The organism is Sphingobium sp. SJ10-10, assembly GCF_036038995.2.
GTDB lineage: Bacteria > Pseudomonadota > Alphaproteobacteria > Sphingomonadales > Sphingomonadaceae > Sphingobium.
Window position 1 is genome coordinate 614,680 of sequence record NZ_CP158133.1, and the last position, 16,984, is coordinate 631,663.

The window sequence follows — 16,984 nt, forward strand, 5'->3', positions numbered from 1 at the left end:
TTCTAAGAGGACGAAAACAGCCCTTTGCCTGGACCGCTCAAATCAGGCGACAGAGTCGCGATCCGGGAGGGAAAGCGCCCGAACGACGCCGACCGCGCCCGATTCAGGGCCAAAAAGCCGGAATGACGCGATTTTAACGCTGATTTTCGCTGATATCCGGTCGCAAAGGGACTAGTTGAGCGCGAAGAGACAGGTTAAGACCATCCGTCCACGAAAGGGAGATCATCATGAACAATACTGAACTCGCCGAAGCACTGGCCGCCGATCATGGCCTGACCAAGGCCGACGCGCGCAAATATGTCGACGGCGTTTTCGCCGCGATCGCCGGTGCCGCCGCGAAGGGCGACGAAGTTTCGCTGAACGGATTTGGCAAGTTCAAGGTCAAGGACCAGCCCGCTCGCGAAGGCCGCAATCCTTCGACGGGCGCCGTGATCCAGATCGCCGCTTCCAAGAAGCTGACCTTCACCCCGGCGAAGGCCGTGAAGGACCAGTTGAACGGCTAAGCCGGTCTTCGGCGGCGACGATCGGCCGCCGATGAAAAGATCGGAAGGATCGGCCAGGACGACCAGGCGAGATCCTTTCTTGATCGAATGGCGCGCCCCTGCCGCTTGGGCGGGGCGCGCGCCATCACGGCAGGATGGAGCCTGCCCCTCCCCTCCTCCAAAAGCCCCTGATCTTTGCCGCCGCGACAGACTGGGTGAAGCCCGGCGTCATGTGTGGAGCCATGCCAAGTCGCCGAGAAGGCTGCGCTCTCGCGGTGCCGCAATGGCGCACGATGCCGGCTGAATGCACCGGATTGCATCGGACGCAATCACATCACCGCGCTTCGTATTTGCCATAATGGGCTCGGACCGCCATTTGGCGGGTGCCTTTCAGGCATCCTCTCCTAAACTCAATAGGCCGGTCGAAAGATCGGCCTTTTTTTCGCCCGAACGGATGCGTTCGACAGGAATAGATCTCATGGCATCAAAATATCCGCATGTTCGTTTTCAGCATTGTCATGCTGAAAACGAATATAGTCCACAGCCCGCATTTCCCCGCGCAAACCATCGCGTCAGCGGGCCGGAACTGTCGAAATTCGGCCGGAAAGTCGACGACTGGTAGAGGCAAGTTTGGTGGCCAGCCTGTGTGCCATCTCGAAACAACAAGGTTGTTTGTTCCTTTACAAAAGCACTGAATAGCGCTGTTTCAATCGTTTCGGATTTACATTTCACGCAAAACCGCGCAAAAGGCCGTTTCTATTACTCAAAGATGGGAAGCGGGGCCAATGTCTGAAAACAACCAGCCTGACATCACGACGCTCACTGTTCAGCTGGTGAGCGCCTTTGTCTCCAACAATAATGTCGGGAGCGAAGGTCTTGCCGACCTCATTCGAACCACGCGCCTGGCCTTGACTGATGATCTGGCTGCGAAGCCCGCCGAGGCATCGGCGCCGACTTACACGCCGGCCGTTTCCGTGCGCAAAAGCTTGTCCTCGCCCGATCATATTCTGAGCATGATCGACGGCAAGCCGTACAAGACGTTGAAGCGCCATCTCGCCAGCCATGGCCTGACGCCCAATGATTATCGCGAACGCTATGGCCTGCCGAAATCCTATCCGCTGGTCGCGCCCAACTATTCGGAAGCGCGGCGCGCAGTCGCCACCAAGCTGGGTCTTGGCCGCAAGCCGGTGAACGCCAAGAAGGCGCCCGAGCCAGCTGCCGCGCCGGCAGCTCCGAAGACTGCCGTGACCAAGCCGGCGCCTGCTGGGAAACCCGCTGCAGCAAAAGCGCCTGCCAAGGCCGCCGACACGAAGGCCACAGCAGCAAAAGCAAAACAGGCCGAAGCGAAGGCTCCTGCCGCGAAGCCCGTAGAGGCCAAGGCTCCTGCTGCCAAAACCGTTCCTGCCAAGGCTCCGGCAGCAAAGGCAGCAGCGTCGCGCAAGCGCCTGTCGATCGCCACGCCGGCCACTCCTAAAAAGGATGCAGCTCCGGCAGGGGTTAAGCCTGCCGACAAGTCAGCGGCTGGTGACAAGCCAGCAACGCCTGCCAAGGCCGCCAAGAAAAAACCGGCTGCAAAGCCTGCCCCCAAAGCGGCTACGCCTCAAACGGCCTGATTATCGAGCCTCTTAAAGCGCCGATCAAGATCACGCCCCAACCAGCTATTGCTGGTTGGGGCGTTTTTCTGTCCCGGAGCATGGCTATCAACAGTGGCTTTAAACTTGGTTTGGATCACCGCCTTGTATGAGATTGCCCCCTGTTCAACTCCGCACTTTTAAACGGCAATAACGACACCTCTCCATGATCGAGGTCACTCTGGTTAAGCCTGTAAAGTAATGCCCTGCTTATATTGCCGGTGTCCAAGATTGTCGAAACCCTCCGATCCGAGATGCATAGAGACGATGCTTGGACCACAAGACAAGGTCGTTCCCTCAGAGCAGTTCTGCGGATGCGAAACACTGTGGTATAAAATACGAATATTGTATTCATCTCGTTCAAAAATTTAATTGCCTGTTATCCCCGGCATATTGATCCAGTCGCGGCTTGATCACTTCCAGCCAAAGAGGCGGATAAGCATCCGGTGAAATCACCTCATCTTGCTTGCTCGGCGTTAGCCCTGTTCCCGGAGAAGCTATAAGACCTCAATCCGGGGCCAATATATCTAACGAATACAAACCGACAAACTGGTGGATGGATAATTCTCACAGACCTACAAATACGACTTCGTCTAGAGGAGTGCTGACGCAGCGATCGCTCGCCGCCTGACACAATGGGACATTTGAAACTCGCGTTGCCGCATATTCCAGAAGCTGCCAGGAACCCCGCGAATTAAGCCCTTAAAGACATATGGCAGCATACGGGCGAATGGATCTTGGTGTGAATGTTTAACGCAGCCGCCGAAGTCGAACTGAGTGGAGAATCGACAGAGATATGCCATAGCCTTGCCATTTATCGGTTCATGAGTGGCTGTTTTCTGCGGACGGCGATGCTTGGCCTCGATCGAACATTCAACCCTTGGGTTCTGATGTCTGCGCCATAGCATAATATTCTAAATTCGAATCTGGTCTGCCTAAAAATTAGGCGGCGCCAGAGGCTTCCTGAGAAGGAAAAGGAAAGGTTTCCATAGCAGCATGCCAAAAGCGCCCTGTCGATGCCTGACGAGCCTCCTAGGAGCAAATTGGCAATTCCTCGTTTCTCCTTCCATGACCGGGCGCAGATAGTTCTTCTCGCCCTTCCCCGCCTTTGTTGCCAACAGAGGAGGCTCTTCACGGCGCGATCACTGGATCTCGACCGGTCCTTTTAGCAAAGAACCGCAGTCGCCCTGTCCGTGCGCCTGATCTAGCGTTAATTGAAAGGCTGGCGGTGACGGAGTTATTATGGCATGGAGATATCCGCTTGCCGGACGCCGCCAAGGCATAGTTCCCATGCTCCTCCCTTTCCCCTCCGATAGACTCATAGTCAATACAACCAACCATGCTCTTTAGTTGTAGGGCTTCTTGCACTATGCCTAGAAAATGCAGGATTTTTCTTCTTCACCGGATCACGCCCTGCTTCTCCTCGGTCGACTCGACGGACGGCTCTGCAACAGCCCGGCAGCGGACATTTGGCTAGCCAGGGCTAGATTGAAGGGGGCGGCGGCCCTGGCCAGTTTTGCGGGCGTTCCCATTGGGGTTACCGACCTTCAAAACTGGATTTGCGGACGAACGCCGCCGCCCCGGCATAGCGAGGGGCTGAACGATCCTTTATCGATCGCGGCTTTGTTCCATTTCGCCCTTTCCGCGACGGATGGGGATGATCCGATCGTTCGGGCGACGCTCAATATATCCCGAACCCTGCTCGACGACCGGAAGGAAGCCGATCTATGGGCGGCCGAGGACTTGGTGCGCTTCGGCCCTGCCTGGCGCATGGCCCAGATGCTGTTGGAGGCGCCCTACCCTACAGTTTCCTTTCACGCGATCGCTCAGCGCCTGATCGACGCTCGAGCGAGCCTCGACACGCCAGTCACCGAAGGCCAGCTGGTGACCACCGTGGACGGGCGACAATGGCGTATCGAGCCGCGGCGGTTCGACATGGGATGGATTCTCGCTTGCCATCTTCCTGGCGCGTTTGCGGCGACCGGGCTGAGCTTGCGCCGCTTGCCCTCGTTGGTCGCCTTGCCGCGGTTCCTGCCGGATGATGTTGATCTATTGACGGGGCAGATCGCTGCCATGGTCGCTCGCCAGGCGGGACAGGGGTTGACTGAACTGGACCGGCTGGAGGCGAAGCTGGCGCGTCTGCCAGCCGAATTGACGGTGACGCGGCGGAGCAAGGCGCCTTTACTTATGCGTCTGGAATTGGCCTATCCGGGCCTCCGCAAGACGGCGGTCGCCCGGTTGCTGGGGATCTCCCACCAGGGTGCGACGAAGCTGGTGGCGCAGGTCGAAAAGCTGACGAAGGCCGGTTAGAGTGAATGGGCCTTTGAGAGCCTATCCAACTCAATTCCAGAACATATATCTCCCTGTAGTTATAAGGTTTCTAGTTAAGTTAAAGAGTTAGAGGTCGCGCTATCCCGCGCGAATCGCAGCAATCGCACGAGTCGGGTTCCAGGGTGCGTTCCCATAAGGTCGATGGTTCGTTCCCGAAATGTCGGAGATGCCGTTCCCGAAATGTCGGGAAAACGTTCCTGATGGAGCGACCCTTGTTCCTGGAATGTCGAAGGACGCTGTTTTGCGCCGGCGGGGTTCTGGAGATTGAATCATATTCGCCAAGGGTGCCGGAAAGGAGGTTCAAAATCAGCGGCAGGCGGAGTGAGTGGAGAGCGGCTGGACCATGGGCTGGCTTTGCTATCGGTATAACCCGACACTTCGGGAACGCTTCTTGCCTACCGCTTCGTCGAGCGGGTTTGAAGGCGCGGATCGGCCATGGATTTGTAGGCGGAGCGCTGATGAATAGCCGAAACGGAGGTCTGTCTGAATCTCAAGCATGAGAACGCATATCGATCGTTCCAGCGATGCCGTAATGCCGTAATGCCGGAGTGTTTCAGGAAAACCCGACTTGATCTTTGGGAACCGCTATTCAGCGAAGAGCAAAGTGTTTACGGCCTAGAGGCGGTGCCGGTTCTTTTCGTGGAAGCGGCGAACGAAGCCGATGAACGCCTTTTGATAATTGACTGGCGTGCGGGTGGGATCGGCGTCCAGCCAGTCGCGGAATTCCTGATGGAGCGTCTGATAATCCCAGCCGGGATATTCGGCGCGCAGGGTTGCCAGCGTCGCATTTGTGAGTTCCCCGGCACTGGCTTTGGCGGAAAGCCCGGCCAAGGTCCGGCGGATCATGTCGCCGGCATCGACGAGGGGCTCTTTGCCGGCGGGAGCGGGGGAAGAGGCTGATATAGCCGTCGACCTGCGGTTGTTCACGGATCGCGTCTCTGCGGTTGTCCGCGGAGCCGATGTGGCGTTGGGCAGGGGATCGGCCAGCGGGCGACGGCGCATGCGCAGCGACGGCTCGCGCTTGCCGTCGGCCTGTTCCAGTTCGACCGTATAGCCCGGCAGGGGGTCGCGTTCGGCTATCTTGGCGATCTCGAACTTGAAGCGGCGATAGGCGCCTTCGGCCCCGGACTTTTCGAACAGGGTCGGCATCGAGATGGCGAAACCCCCCTCCCCTGCCCCGCCCGCATGTTTACGCGCCACCTTGTAGAGCCAGCGTTCGCGGCCGCCGGTCAGGTCGAAATAAGCGCGGTCGATGCTGAGCACGCCGCCCTGCATCAGCACGCCTTCGTAGAACCAGTTGCTGAGTTCGATGGTCATGCCCCGCGAGCGCTCTGTGCGTTCGTCGACCAACTGGGTCCAGCCGTCGAGCCAGCTAAAGGTGGCTTCGCGGCGGTTTTCGGCGCGGATATTGGTCTTGATCGTGGTGGAGACGAGGCGATCGAGCGACTGGCCGAGCAGTTCATAGGCGCGGCCTGTGGTCGGGCGATGGATAGCGCGCAGCAGGTCATAGGGCATGAGATGCAGCTTGCGCGGAATGTCGTTGAGCCCGCGGCGCGCCATGTCCGCCAGGACCGAGGCGCAATAAATCAATATGTCGGCATCCCAGATGGTCGCCATGCCATAGTCCGGATTGGCCGAGACATGGACCCAGGCCTTGCCGTCAGGGGAGGTATAGTCGATCGGCTTGACCCGCTTCGACTTGGCGAGGCTGAAGAAGGGGCGCTCCATCATCTCGCGCTGGTCGCGCAGCGGCATGTCCGCAATATAGGGGAGGAAGAGTTCGAACTGGTCGGTGACCTCGGTCTTGGCGGCGCGGGTCATGGGCGGATCCTGAAGATGAGCGGCAGCCCATGGAATGGGGTGGAGGCAAGCGGAGCGGTGTCGGCGGGGCGATACCGTGAACGAGTTGGTGGGGTGGAAAGGAAGTGGGAAGGGCAGGGGCTTTGCGCCGGGGCGGGCGGGTTCCGCCGCGCTGGTGGCGCGATGATCGGCCGCCGTGCCATTTTTGTGGAGGGGGCGGTTTTGTTTGGCAGAGCGATCGAGCGGGGGCGGGTGTTTCCCCGGGGAAACGGGGGAGAGGTTTCCTGGGGGGAGAGGCAGGCGTGGGGGAGCTGTTTCCCCGGGGAAACAAAGGGCAGGGGAAATGCAGCCAGCTCGACCGGCCCTCTATCCTTCCCCCCGCTTTCCATCAGCGCTGAAGTCCTATGCCCTGGCGTTCGAGATGTTCGAGCGTGTCGCGCAAGGCGGTCGCCAGCGTCTCCATATCCGCGCCCGACCCTGCATGAAGGCGGATGGTGATGCCCTGGCGGTTGACCGACTGCACCGTCAGCGCCGGGCGGCCATAGCGGGTGTTCCAGGTGAAGGGCTCGTCCTTGGGCGCGGATTGCGCGACGCGTGGGGCGTCGAGCAGACGCTTGAGCACTTCCGCCGCCGGGATCGTGGACGCGCCCGCAGCCCGCAAGGCGCGCTGCTCGGAGGCGAGGCGTCCTGCCTCGGCATTGATGGCAGGCGCCGCCTTCTGATCGTCCAGAGCCTGGGCCAGCGCATAGGCCGGCTTCAACTGCACGTCGGCTGGCGAGGCGAAGGCGTCGATGACCGCGTCCTCTATGCCCGCCACCTTGATCATCTTGCTGAGCCACCCCTTGGAAAGCTTCAACCGCTCGGCCATGCGGGTCAGGTGGCTGCCATAATGGGCCTTGAGCGCCTCGGCATAGTTGCGCGCGCGTTCCAGGTCCGACACGTCCTTGCGCGCGCGGTTTTCGAGGTCGGCAAGGCGGAAGGCCGCTTCATCGTCCAGTTGCGCGACCTGCGCCACGAACATCATGTCCGAATAGCTGTTGGCGCGCAGCCAACTGATCGACCAGTGGCGGCGGGTGCCAGCGATTACTTCATAATCATGATCCGGGTCATCCTCGATCCGGCGGACCACGGCGGGCACCTTCTGCCCGCCTTCCGCGATGATCGAATCGATCAGTTCGCGGCAATTTTCCTCATTGAGATGCGCGTAAAGACGGGCATTGCCGCGCCAGATGCGCACCCTCGCTGGGTCGAGCAGCAATTGCGTGACCTGGCGCACTTCGCCGGAGGCGAGGCGGGCGAGGGCGGATTCGCGGCCGAGCAAGGTCGTGCCACGAGCGCGGTCCTGGCGGGGTGCAGCCGGGGCAGGGGAGGGGGGCGGCACGGGCGTCTGCGCCGTTTCCGGTTCGGCGGGCGCGGGCGTGGCCGCCTCCGGCTCGTCCGACAGAAGCGCCGCCAGATAATCGGATTGTTTACGCGCCATGACATTCCCCTTTCCCGAATCGGGAACATATGGTGAACATATGCGTGTAGGACAGACTTTTATGCCGCATTGACAATGTCCTCCTCCCGCGCTGGGGCGACGCGGCCCCAACCCTGGCGCACCAGCGCCTCGATCTGGCCCATGGCTTCGTCCAGATTGGCGCGGCAGCGCTTGTGCGTGCGCGGCGTGCCGATCGGCTTTTCCAGCTCATAGACCGTCATCATGCGCAGCGCCGCATGGCTGATCTCCGCGCTGTCGAGGATCGGGATGGGAAGGAGGGCAGGGCCGAAGCTCTGTTCCATGATGGCGCGGACCATAGAATGGCTGGGATCGTTGCTGTCGAATTTCGAGCAGAGCAGGCGGACGAAATGATAGTCGACCTCGATCCCCGCCTGCTGGAGCTGGCCGATCACCTGATCCATCATCGAGAGGAACTGGACGGTCGAGCAGAAATCGGGCGTGGTCGCCGCCAGCGGCACCAGCAGGGCGTTCGCCGCCTGCATCACCGCCAGGCTGATCGTGCCGAGCGCTGGCGGCGGGTCGAGCAGCACCACGTCATAATGGCGGGCGAGGTCCATGAGCCCCTGTTTCAGCTTGCGGAAGCGCGCCGCCAGCACGGAGCCGCCGTCGCTGCCCGCCGCCGCCAGCTCATATTCCACGTCGAACAGTTCCAGGTTGGACGGGATCAGGTCGACATTGGGCCAGGCGGTATGCTTGACCGCATAGAGCAGGTCGACCTGCGTCGGGTCGATCGACAGATAGGGGTAGAGCGTCTCTTCCCGCTGGATGTTGAAATGCGGGTTGAAGCCGAACAGGGTGGTGGTCGTCGCCTGGCTGTCGCAGTCGACCACCAGCACGCGATAGCCCTGGACCGCGAAATAATGGGCGAGGTGGGTGGTGACGGTCGACTTGCCGACGCCGCCCTTGAAATTCTGGACCGCGATGATCGCGGGCACGTCCATCGGGGCGCGTTCGGGCGAAGCGCCCAGCACCTGCCGCATGTTCAGCAGCTCTTCCACCTTGTAGCCGGGGCGGCGTCCATTTTCGGTCGGCGGGGCAGGGGGCAGGCGGCCATCCTCCTCCGCCATGCGAATCCGATTCGTCGAGCAGCCAAGCAGTTGCGCCGCCTCGGCAATGCCGAAGCGGATATTGAGTTCCTTGCGGCTATCCGGCAGAAAAGCCTTGCGGCGCAGGCGTTCGACCATCTTTTCGCCGGCCTCCGCCAGATCCCCGATCTGGGTTACCACTGCGTTCATTTGTGCCCTCACGCGCGAAGTTGAAGCTTGTTCCGGATTGATGTGCCATAAATCCTTCAAATTGGCAAATGAGGGGGATTTGAGATGCGGATCGGGGCCGAGGGTGGATAATGAAGCCATTTTCTGCCAGCGAACCGGGACAAGGGGCCGCGTTCGGGCTATGCGTGACCGGCAGACGGATTCGTCGGAGAACGACACCATATGAGCTGGTACGATCGGCAGGAAAATTGGAAGGCGCAGAGCGAGGATGCCCGCAACGAAGCGGACATCGATTATGCGCGGGTCATTCATTCCGCATCCTTCCGCCGATTGCAGGGCAAGACCCAGATCCTCAACCTGGGGGACAGCGATTTCTACCGGACGCGGCTGACCCATTCGCTGGAGGTCGCCCAGATCGCGGGCGGGATCGCCCGGCAGTTCCGGCAGGATTTCGCGGACCATCCGGCCATTCCTCACCTGCCCGACCATAGTTTGATCCAGGTGATCGGCATCACCCATGATCTGGGCCATCCGCCCTTCGGCCATGGCGGCGAGGTCGCGCTCAATTACTGCATGCGGCAGGCGGGCGGGTTCGAGGGCAACGGCCAGACCCTGCGCATCCTTTCGCGCCTGGAGAAATTCTCCGCCGGGGCAGGGGCCAATCTCATGCGGCGGACGCTGCTGGGGGTTCTCAAATATCCCGTTCCCTTCTCGCAGGCCTATAATCCCGCCTGCGCGCCACGGCTCAACGACAAGCCCACCGCCATCCGCATCATCGACCGCGCCGCATCGAAGCCGCCCAAATGCTATCTCGATAGCGAGAGGCAAGTGGTGCAATGGATATTGGCGCCCCTGTCGAGCGCCGACCGGGAGGCGTTCACGGCGTTGCGGCCGCAGACCGGCCAGCATCACAAGGCCATCCATAAATCCTTCGATTGCAGCATCATGGATGTGGCCGACGATATCGGTTTCGGCGTCCATGACCTGGAGGATGCGCTGGCGCTGCGCCTGATCAGCGAAGAGGCCTTCCGCTCGCTGGTGCCGGAGGAGGAATGCGCCTCCTTCCTCGTCCATCTGAAGCAGAAATATCCCGGCGAGTCCGAGAATAATGTCTATGAGAAGCTGGTCGGGACGCTCTTTGGCGAGGGCGGCGAACGCAAGCGCTGCATCAGCCGGATGGTCCACCATCTGATCACCCATTGCCGCATCGAAACGCTGGAGGAATTTGAGGAACCGCTGATCCGCTATCGGGCCGGGATGCTGGAAGGGCCGGCGCGGTTCCTGGGCGCGCTCAAGAACGCGGTCTATCGGGCCGTGATCCAGAGCGCGGGGGTGCAGCAACTGGAGTTCAAGGGGCAGAAAATGGTCGTCTCGGTCTTCGAGGCCTTGGCGTCGGAGCCGGAGACGTTGCTGCCCGCCGAACAACTGGCGCTGGTCCGGGCGGGGGAGGATGTGCCCAGGGTCATTTGCGACTATATTGCGGGCATGACCGACGGCGCCTTGCTCAAAGCCTATGACCGGCTTTTCAGTCCGCGCATGGGGTCGATTTTCGACCAGTTCTGATGGCGCGACGGCTGCCGGAGCCGGGTATGCCATGTGCGAACAGGATCTTGTATCGGGTGATGTTCCGACCCAAAGAGACTGTTAAACCTGCGCCGGCAATTCCGTTCGATAAACCACCTGGCGCAAGCCAAAGCTTGTCTTGACTTCGGCCACACCCGCGATCTTGGTAAGCTTGGCCCTGAGGAATGTTTCGAACTCGCTCAAAGATCCTACCAATACGCGCAGATGATAATCGGCGTCTCCGGACATCAGGTAACATTCCATGACTTCCGGAAAACCCGAGACCATATTCTCGAAAATTTCGAGGTGCTTGTCATCTTGCCGGTCGAGGCGAACGCGGACGAACGCCGTGACCGACAAACCAACGGCAGCGGGATCCACCAGTGCAACATAGCGCGAAATGACACCCCGATCCTCCAGGTGCCGAAGCCGCCGCAAGCAAGGGGAGGGGGAAAGGCCCACCTTTTCCGACAGCTCCTGATTCGACATGCGACCGTTGGCCTGGAGTTCGGCGAGAATTCGGAAATCGAGCGCGTCCATTTCCACATAGGGCATATTCTGTCTCCAAAAATCTAAAAACAAGCATAATCAGCTAAAGTGAATTCGGATACAGCAATTCTTCGCAAGGACATGCCCCGTTTTCCTACGCTATGCCTTTTCTCTCACATCGGGGCACAGCATATGGATTCGACAATTTCCCATTCACGGCATGACACGGTCAGCGCTCTGGAGCATTTGGAGACGCGCCTTCTCTGGCTGTCGTCCTGGATGATCCACAATGCCAATCACATCCGCCCCAAGCGCGACGGATTGAAGGTAGGCGGCCATCAGGCGAGCTGTTCGTCGCTGACCGCGGTCATGACGGCGCTCTATTTTTATGCGCTGCGTCCGCAGGATAAGGTTGCAGTCAAGCCGCATGCCGGTCCGGTCCTGCACGCCATCCACTATCTGCTCGGCAATCAGACCCTTGAGCGCATGCAGAAATTTCGTGGGCTTAATGGTGTCCAAAGTTATCCTTCCCGCACCAAGGACAAGATCCCCGTCGATTTCTCGACCGGATCGGTTGGTCTCGGCGTTGCCGTGACCGCCTTCTCCAGCCTGGTTCAGGATTATCTGATCGCGCATGGGCAGGTGAAGGAGGAGAATGCCGGGCGGATGATCGCCCTCATGGGCGATGCTGAGCTTGACGAGGGCAATATCTATGAATGCCTGATCGAGGGGTATAAGCACGATCTTCGCAATTGCTGGTGGATCGTCGACTATAATCGCCAGTCGCTCGACGCCACGACGGCGGACCGCATGTTCCGCCGCTTCGATGATATTTTCGAGACCTGCGGCTGGCGGGTCGTCACGCTCAAATATGGCAAGATGCAGCAGGCGGCTTTTGCCCGTCCCGGTGGCAGGGCGCTCGAGGAATGGATCGACAATTGCCCCAATGCCGAGTTCGCGGCGCTGACCTATCAGGGCGGCGCGGCCTGGCGCGAGCGGTTGACCGCCGACATCGGCAAGAAGCCGAACGTCAGGAAGCTGCTCGACAGTTTCGACGATGAGGCGCTGGCCCGGCTGATGACGAACCTTGGCGGGCATTGCATCGAGACGCTGATCGATGCGTTCGACGGCGCCCAGGACGACAGGCCGACGCTTTTCATCGCCTATACGGTCAAGGGCCATGGGCTGCCGCTGGCGGGCCATAAGGACAATCATAGCGGGATGATGAACCCGTCGCAGATGGATCAATTCCGCGCCAGCCTGGGCATAAAGGAAGGCGAGGAATGGGCGCCGTGGGGCGGCCTTGGCGACAATGCGGCAGCCGAACTCAAGGCGTTCGTGGCCGGAAGTCCGGTCGCGAAGGTGAAGCCGGAGCCGGTCGCGCCTGCCGTTCCTGTTCCCGCGCGCCTGCCGACGCCCGAGGGCGCCGACCAGTCGACGCAGGCGGCGTTTGGCCGCATCCTCCTCGATCTCGCCAAGTCCGGCGAGGAACTGGCGGACCGCATCGTGACCACTGCGCCTGACGTCACCCAGACGACCAATCTGGGCGCCTTCGTCAATCAACGGGGATTGTTCCGCCGCCAGGAACTGGCCGATGTATTTCACAAGGCGAAGATTCCCTCCGCGCAGAAATGGACGCAGCATGCCGCCGGCCAGCACATCGAACTGGGCATAGCGGAGAATAATTTCTTCATCATGCTCGCCTCGCTGGGGCTGGCCGCGCCACATTTTGGCACACGGCTGCTGCCGGTCGGCACCGTCTATGATCCGTTCATCGCGCGCGGCCTCGATGCGCTCAACTATGGTTGTTATTCGGACTCGCGCTTTCTGCTGGTCGGCACGCCGTCCGGGCTCTCGCTGGCGGCCGAGGGGGGCGCGCACCAGTCGATCAACACGCCGCTCATCGGCATGGGCCAGCCCAATCTGACCTATTTCGAACCGGCTTTCGCGGACGAACTGGCGGCGATGATGCGCTGGGCCTTCGATCATATGCAGCGGCCCGACGGCAGTTCCGTCTATCTGCGCCTTTCGACCCGGTCGATCCCGCAGATCGCGCGTCACGATGATGGCTGGGAAGTCGATGCGCTGAAGGGCGGCTACTGGCTGCGACGGCCCGCCGAGGGCGCGGAGGCCGCTGTCGTCTTCACCGGGGTGGTCGCGCCAGAGGCGATGGCGGCGTGGGAGCAACTCGCCGAGGACATCCCCGGCATAGGCCTGCTCAACGTCACCTCGCCCGACCTGCTGCATCGTGGTTGGTCGGCACGCCGTGCGGCGCGCTGGTCGGGAGGGGCGGTAACGCCTTGCCATGCCGAAATGCTCCTTTCCGCGCTCGCGCCGGGGGCTGGGCTTGTGACGGTCCTGGACGGATCGCCCGGCGCCCTTTCTTGGCTAGGCGGCGTCAAGGGGATGCGGGTCAGCCCGCTCGGCACGGATAGCTTTGGCCAGACCGGCGACTTGCCGGACCTCTATCATGCCTATCGGTTGGACAGCGACGCCATCGTCGAAGCTGCTGCCGAACTCTTTCTGGGGAACTGACATGCCGATCGAACTCAAGATGCCGGCGCTGTCGCCGACGATGGAAAAAGGCACGCTCGCAAGATGGCTGGTGGCCGAAGGCGACATGGTGAAGCCCGGCGATCCTGTCGCCGAAGTCGAAACCGACAAGGCGACGATGGAGATTGAGGCAGCCGATGGAGGTTGCATCGCAAGTCTCGTCATCGCCGAAGGCACAGACGACGTCGCGGTCGGGACGGTCATAGCCTTGATCGCCGAATCCGGCGACGCCGTTCCGGAGCCCGTGCTCAAGCAGGCGGTTCCGGTTCCTGCCGCTGCCGGGCCCGTCGAGGCCACCCCGGTGGCGTCCATGCCCGCTCAAGCCCCTGTCCAGCCCAGGCATGCGCCGGAAGTGGCCGCGCCGCGTGCCCGCCTGTCGCCTGCCGAACGGGTCAAGGTCAGCCCGCTTGCCCTTCGCATCGCCGGGGCCAAGGGAATCAACCTTGACGGCATTAGCGGGACGGGGCCCAATGGCCGCATTGTTCGAGCGGACCTTGGCATCGGGTCACTCGTTACGTCACGACCCGACGCCGTTCCCCAGGCGATCGCCGTTCAACCGGCGCCCGCGATCGCGAGCCCCCCTGCAGGCGTCCCGGCGCAATCGGTCAAGCTCAGCTCGATGCGCAAGACGATCGCGCGGCGGCTCACCGAAGCCAAGCAGACCGTTCCGCATTTTTACCTGACGGCGCGTTGCAATCTCGATCCGTTGCTGAAATTGCGGGGTGAACTGAACGCCGGCCTTGCCTCACGCGGCGTCAAGCTCAGCGTCAACGACATGCTGATAAAGGCCATGGCGCTCGCGCTCGTCGAGGTGCCGGATGCGAACGTGCAGTTCGGTGGCGACGAACTGCATCGCTTCGGTCGCGTCGACATTTCGATGGCTGTGGCGATCGATGGCGGTCTCGTCACGCCGGTGATCCAAGGTGCGGACACGCTCTCGCTTTCCGCCATCGCAACGGCCAGCAAGATGCTCGCCATCAAGGCGCGCGACGGGAAGTTGCTGCCCGAGGAATATCAGGGCGGCACCGCGTCCATCTCCAATCTCGGCATGTTCGGGATCGATGAGATATTTCCCGTCATCAATCCGCCACAGGCGTTAATTCTCGGCGTTGGCGCGGGCGTCGAGCAGCCATGGAAGGTCGATGGGAAGATCGGCCTTGCAACCATAGTCGCCGCGACTGCCAGCTTCGATCATCGCGCCATCGATGGCGCGGTCGCGGCTCGGTTCATGCAGGCACTACGCGCCCTGGTGGAAGAGCCGGTGCGCATCTTGGCCTGAAGGACGAAAGCCCGGGAGGAGGACAGCGCTCTTATGCCGAACCGGAGGGGCGACGCGGTTCCAAACGCGGATCACCCGGCGGCTTAGGGATAATGCCAAATGGTCGAGTGGCGCTCACGGACTTATCCGTCGCGCTCCAGTGAGAGGATCGGATCCGCGCCCGAGGGTGGTTTGAGATTGCCGGTGAACGGCCGGGGCAGTCAGGGATTCCGGCCCTTCAAACTCGTGAAGAATCGCACGGGCCATCGCGGCGTGACCCCTGGCGTCAGGATGGGAATCGCGCGGCAGCCGCCAGTCCGGGGCGAGCGGCACCATAAGATGCGGAATGGCGCCGTTGCCGAAAATCGCCCTCCCAAGGGCGAGTTCGCGCGCGCCTTCGGGCTGGAACACGGGCACCAGGATCAGCGGCCGGGCGCCGCGCGCCCGCACCATCGCGACCGCGGCCTTCAACAGGCGGCGGTCGCTGGCGATGGCTTCATTGATGGCGGCCGCGCCATGATAGGGAAAGAGCACCCGTCCCAGATGGCCGAGCGCCCAGCTCGGCTCTGCCGCGTGCCAACGCCCCGCGCTGTCGATCCAGGGCCGGTTATGGTCGAGGTCGCGCACCATCAGGCTGGGCGAGAACAGGAAGACCACCGCCCTGGGATTCCGGAAGCGCGGGAGTTCGCGCTGGAGATGCAGAAAGCTCTGGCTGACGGAATAGGCGTTGACCGCCAGATCGGCGCTCTGGATGCCGCTCGACCCTTGCACTTTTCCCGCCAGCGTATCCCGCCAGTTCAGTCCCTTGCCGAACATGATCGATTCCCCGACAAACAGGATCGAGGGCGCTGTCAGGTCGAGCGGCGGCGCGCCGGGAGCGACCCGATAGCCATGGCTGTCGATCTGATAGTGCGGCCGCCACGCATATTCCGGGTCGGCCACGCGGCGCGACGGGACATAGACCCAGCCGAGCAGCGGATCGACTCGGCGCAGCGGCTCATCGCCCGGAGTCCATGGCCGGCCTTTCCGCCCGGAGTTCCATTGCAGGATCACCTCGCTCGCGGGCAAGGCCAGCAGTACGGCCATGCCTATGACGATCCCGCGCCACAATCTGTCGCCGCGTCCGGCCCTGATCCAGCGCAGCGTGAACATCAGGACAAGGGCGAGCGCCATCAGGATGAGCCGCTCGATCTGAACGATCGTCATCAGCCAGTCGCTGGGCACGAGAATGTCGGGGAGCAGATGGCGGTCGACCCAGGCACGGGTCATGCCGATCGCCAGCCCGCCCAGCAGCAGCGCGGCGGCGCCGACGCACAGCATGGCGCCTGAGCGCGGCGCCTGGCTCATGCGGATACGCCGGAAAAGCGGAACCATTGTCGGACGGGCGGCATGGACGGGCATGGCAAGCCTTTGTGCCGCTGCCGCCGCCGGTGGTTCAAAGGGCGAAGGCCAGCGCGATCACCAGCGCGCCTTCTGCGCCATGCTGCCCATCCTGACCGGTCCAGGCGACGTCAAGATCGACCCGGCCAAGGCGGCGGCGCAGGCCCAAACGCCAGTCGGTGGCGTCCCCCGCATAGCTGTCCGGCCGATCCTTCAAAAAGGTCAGCCGCCCGGCATGGCCGACCAGCGTCCAATTGCGGGCAAGGCCCAGATGGCCGTTCAGTTCCATGTAGAGCGTCGGCGCGTCCCTGCGGAAATAGGCGGGTGACAGGTAAAGGCGGCCGGAAACATGCCGACCGGCGATGCCGACATAGGCTTCGGTATAACTGCCGCCGCCGTTGATGGCGGAATAGCTGCTGTAGCGGTTTTGGACGATGCCGACATCGATCGTCGCCGCATCCGACAGGCGCTTTGCCAACCCGGCATAGGGCCGGAAGGACAATGGCTTCAGCCCTTCGTCGCGCGTCGCGACCAGCGCCGCCGCGGCGCCGAGATAGAAGCCTCCGTCACCGTCATGCACCATTTCCAGCTCCGCGACGGGCCGATGATCGCTGATCGGCTGCCCGCGCAGCCGGGTCTGGCTGGAAAGGGTCAGGCTGCCACCCAGTTGCGCGGCGGCGGGGGTGGCGAAAAGATGGGCGGTCAGCAGCAGGGCGCAACCCTTAGGCCGTAAACTCATGAATGTCTCGAACGCGCCATTCATGAGTTTACGGCCTAGTTGT

General features: G+C 61.8%; 12 protein-coding genes. 6 read left to right on the top strand and 6 right to left on the bottom strand.

The window, feature by feature from the left end; genetic code table 11:
- The first annotated feature begins 227 nt into the window (after window positions 1-227).
- From VVT58_RS18405 to VVT58_RS18415, 3 genes are all read left to right on the top strand, one after another.
- The gene (locus VVT58_RS18405; RefSeq protein ID WP_013849042.1) at window positions 228-503 is read left to right on the top strand and encodes an HU family DNA-binding protein; all 276 of its coding nucleotides are present in this window, start codon (window positions 228-230) and stop codon (window positions 501-503) included.
- A 764-nt stretch (window positions 504-1,267) separates the two neighbouring features.
- Entirely contained in the window at window positions 1,268-2,095 is an 828-nt protein-coding gene (locus VVT58_RS18410; RefSeq protein WP_327752384.1) for a MucR family transcriptional regulator, read from the top strand.
- Between the two features lie 1,398 nt (window positions 2,096-3,493).
- Window positions 3,494-4,423 carry a hypothetical protein gene (locus VVT58_RS18415; protein ID WP_327752385.1) on the top strand — a complete coding sequence of 310 codons (930 nt, stop codon included), beginning with the start codon at window positions 3,494-3,496 and terminating at the stop codon, window positions 4,421-4,423.
- A 636-nt stretch (window positions 4,424-5,059) separates the two neighbouring features.
- On the opposite strand, the gene VVT58_RS18420 is transcribed toward VVT58_RS18415, so the two are convergent.
- The 3 genes from VVT58_RS18420 to VVT58_RS18430 form a co-directional block, all read right to left on the bottom strand.
- Window positions 5,060-6,265 (bottom strand): replication initiator protein A, encoded by a 1,206-nt coding sequence (locus VVT58_RS18420; protein WP_327752387.1) that lies wholly within the window; start codon window positions 6,263-6,265, stop codon window positions 5,060-5,062.
- 367 nt (window positions 6,266-6,632) lie between these two features.
- Window positions 6,633-7,724: a ParB/RepB/Spo0J family partition protein gene (locus VVT58_RS18425; RefSeq protein WP_327752389.1), complete on the bottom strand. Its 1,092-nt coding sequence runs from the start codon at window positions 7,722-7,724 to the stop codon at window positions 6,633-6,635.
- 59 nt (window positions 7,725-7,783) lie between these two features.
- Window positions 7,784-8,980, bottom strand: coding sequence for an AAA family ATPase (locus tag VVT58_RS18430; RefSeq protein ID WP_066563674.1), 1,197 nt, complete (start codon window positions 8,978-8,980; stop codon window positions 7,784-7,786).
- A gap of 201 nt (window positions 8,981-9,181) precedes the next feature.
- Here VVT58_RS18430 and VVT58_RS18435 point away from each other — a divergent pair, with 201 nt between their 5' ends.
- The gene (locus VVT58_RS18435; protein ID WP_087576096.1) at window positions 9,182-10,522 is read left to right on the top strand and encodes an anti-phage deoxyguanosine triphosphatase; all 1,341 of its coding nucleotides are present in this window, start codon (window positions 9,182-9,184) and stop codon (window positions 10,520-10,522) included.
- Between the two features lie 81 nt (window positions 10,523-10,603).
- On the opposite strand, the gene VVT58_RS18440 is transcribed toward VVT58_RS18435, so the two are convergent.
- Entirely contained in the window at window positions 10,604-11,077 is a 474-nt protein-coding gene (locus VVT58_RS18440) for an Lrp/AsnC family transcriptional regulator (protein ID WP_087576095.1), read from the bottom strand.
- Between the two features lie 126 nt (window positions 11,078-11,203).
- On the opposite strand from VVT58_RS18440, the gene VVT58_RS18445 reads away from it, so the two are divergent.
- Both VVT58_RS18445 and VVT58_RS18450 read left to right on the top strand, forming a co-directional pair.
- On the top strand, window positions 11,204-13,546 hold the full coding sequence (locus VVT58_RS18445; RefSeq protein ID WP_327752390.1) for a transketolase: 2,343 nt from the start codon (window positions 11,204-11,206) through the stop codon (window positions 13,544-13,546).
- A gap of 1 nt (window position 13,547) precedes the next feature.
- A complete protein-coding gene (locus tag VVT58_RS18450) occupies window positions 13,548-14,843 on the top strand; it encodes a dihydrolipoamide acetyltransferase family protein (RefSeq protein WP_327752391.1) in 1,296 nt (431 codons plus the stop codon).
- A gap of 114 nt (window positions 14,844-14,957) precedes the next feature.
- Here VVT58_RS18450 and VVT58_RS18455 read toward each other — a convergent pair whose 3' ends face one another.
- Both VVT58_RS18455 and VVT58_RS18460 read right to left on the bottom strand, forming a co-directional pair.
- Window positions 14,958-16,169, bottom strand: a complete 1,212-nt coding sequence (locus tag VVT58_RS18455) for a hypothetical protein (protein ID WP_327752392.1) — start codon at window positions 16,167-16,169, stop codon at window positions 14,958-14,960.
- A gap of 88 nt (window positions 16,170-16,257) precedes the next feature.
- Window positions 16,258-16,941: a TorF family putative porin gene (locus VVT58_RS18460; RefSeq protein ID WP_327752394.1), complete on the bottom strand. Its 684-nt coding sequence runs from the start codon at window positions 16,939-16,941 to the stop codon at window positions 16,258-16,260.
- Window positions 16,942-16,984 lie beyond the last annotated feature (43 nt).

Coding starts and splice junctions, on each gene's coding strand:
- VVT58_RS18405 (WP_013849042.1), top strand. CDS start 228: ATGAACAATACTGAACTCGCCGAAGCACTGGCCGCCGATCATGGCCTG.
- VVT58_RS18410 (WP_327752384.1), top strand. CDS start 1,268: ATGTCTGAAAACAACCAGCCTGACATCACGACGCTCACTGTTCAGCTG.
- VVT58_RS18415 (WP_327752385.1), top strand. CDS start 3,494: ATGCAGGATTTTTCTTCTTCACCGGATCACGCCCTGCTTCTCCTCGGT.
- VVT58_RS18420 (WP_327752387.1), bottom strand. CDS start 6,265: ATGACCCGCGCCGCCAAGACCGAGGTCACCGACCAGTTCGAACTCTTC.
- VVT58_RS18425 (WP_327752389.1), bottom strand. CDS start 7,724: ATGGCGCGTAAACAATCCGATTATCTGGCGGCGCTTCTGTCGGACGAG.
- VVT58_RS18430 (WP_066563674.1), bottom strand. CDS start 8,980: ATGAACGCAGTGGTAACCCAGATCGGGGATCTGGCGGAGGCCGGCGAA.
- VVT58_RS18435 (WP_087576096.1), top strand. CDS start 9,182: ATGAGCTGGTACGATCGGCAGGAAAATTGGAAGGCGCAGAGCGAGGAT.
- VVT58_RS18440 (WP_087576095.1), bottom strand. CDS start 11,077: ATGCCCTATGTGGAAATGGACGCGCTCGATTTCCGAATTCTCGCCGAA.
- VVT58_RS18445 (WP_327752390.1), top strand. CDS start 11,204: ATGGATTCGACAATTTCCCATTCACGGCATGACACGGTCAGCGCTCTG.
- VVT58_RS18450 (WP_327752391.1), top strand. CDS start 13,548: ATGCCGATCGAACTCAAGATGCCGGCGCTGTCGCCGACGATGGAAAAA.
- VVT58_RS18455 (WP_327752392.1), bottom strand. CDS start 16,169: ATGAGCCAGGCGCCGCGCTCAGGCGCCATGCTGTGCGTCGGCGCCGCC.
- VVT58_RS18460 (WP_327752394.1), bottom strand. CDS start 16,941: ATGAGTTTACGGCCTAAGGGTTGCGCCCTGCTGCTGACCGCCCATCTT.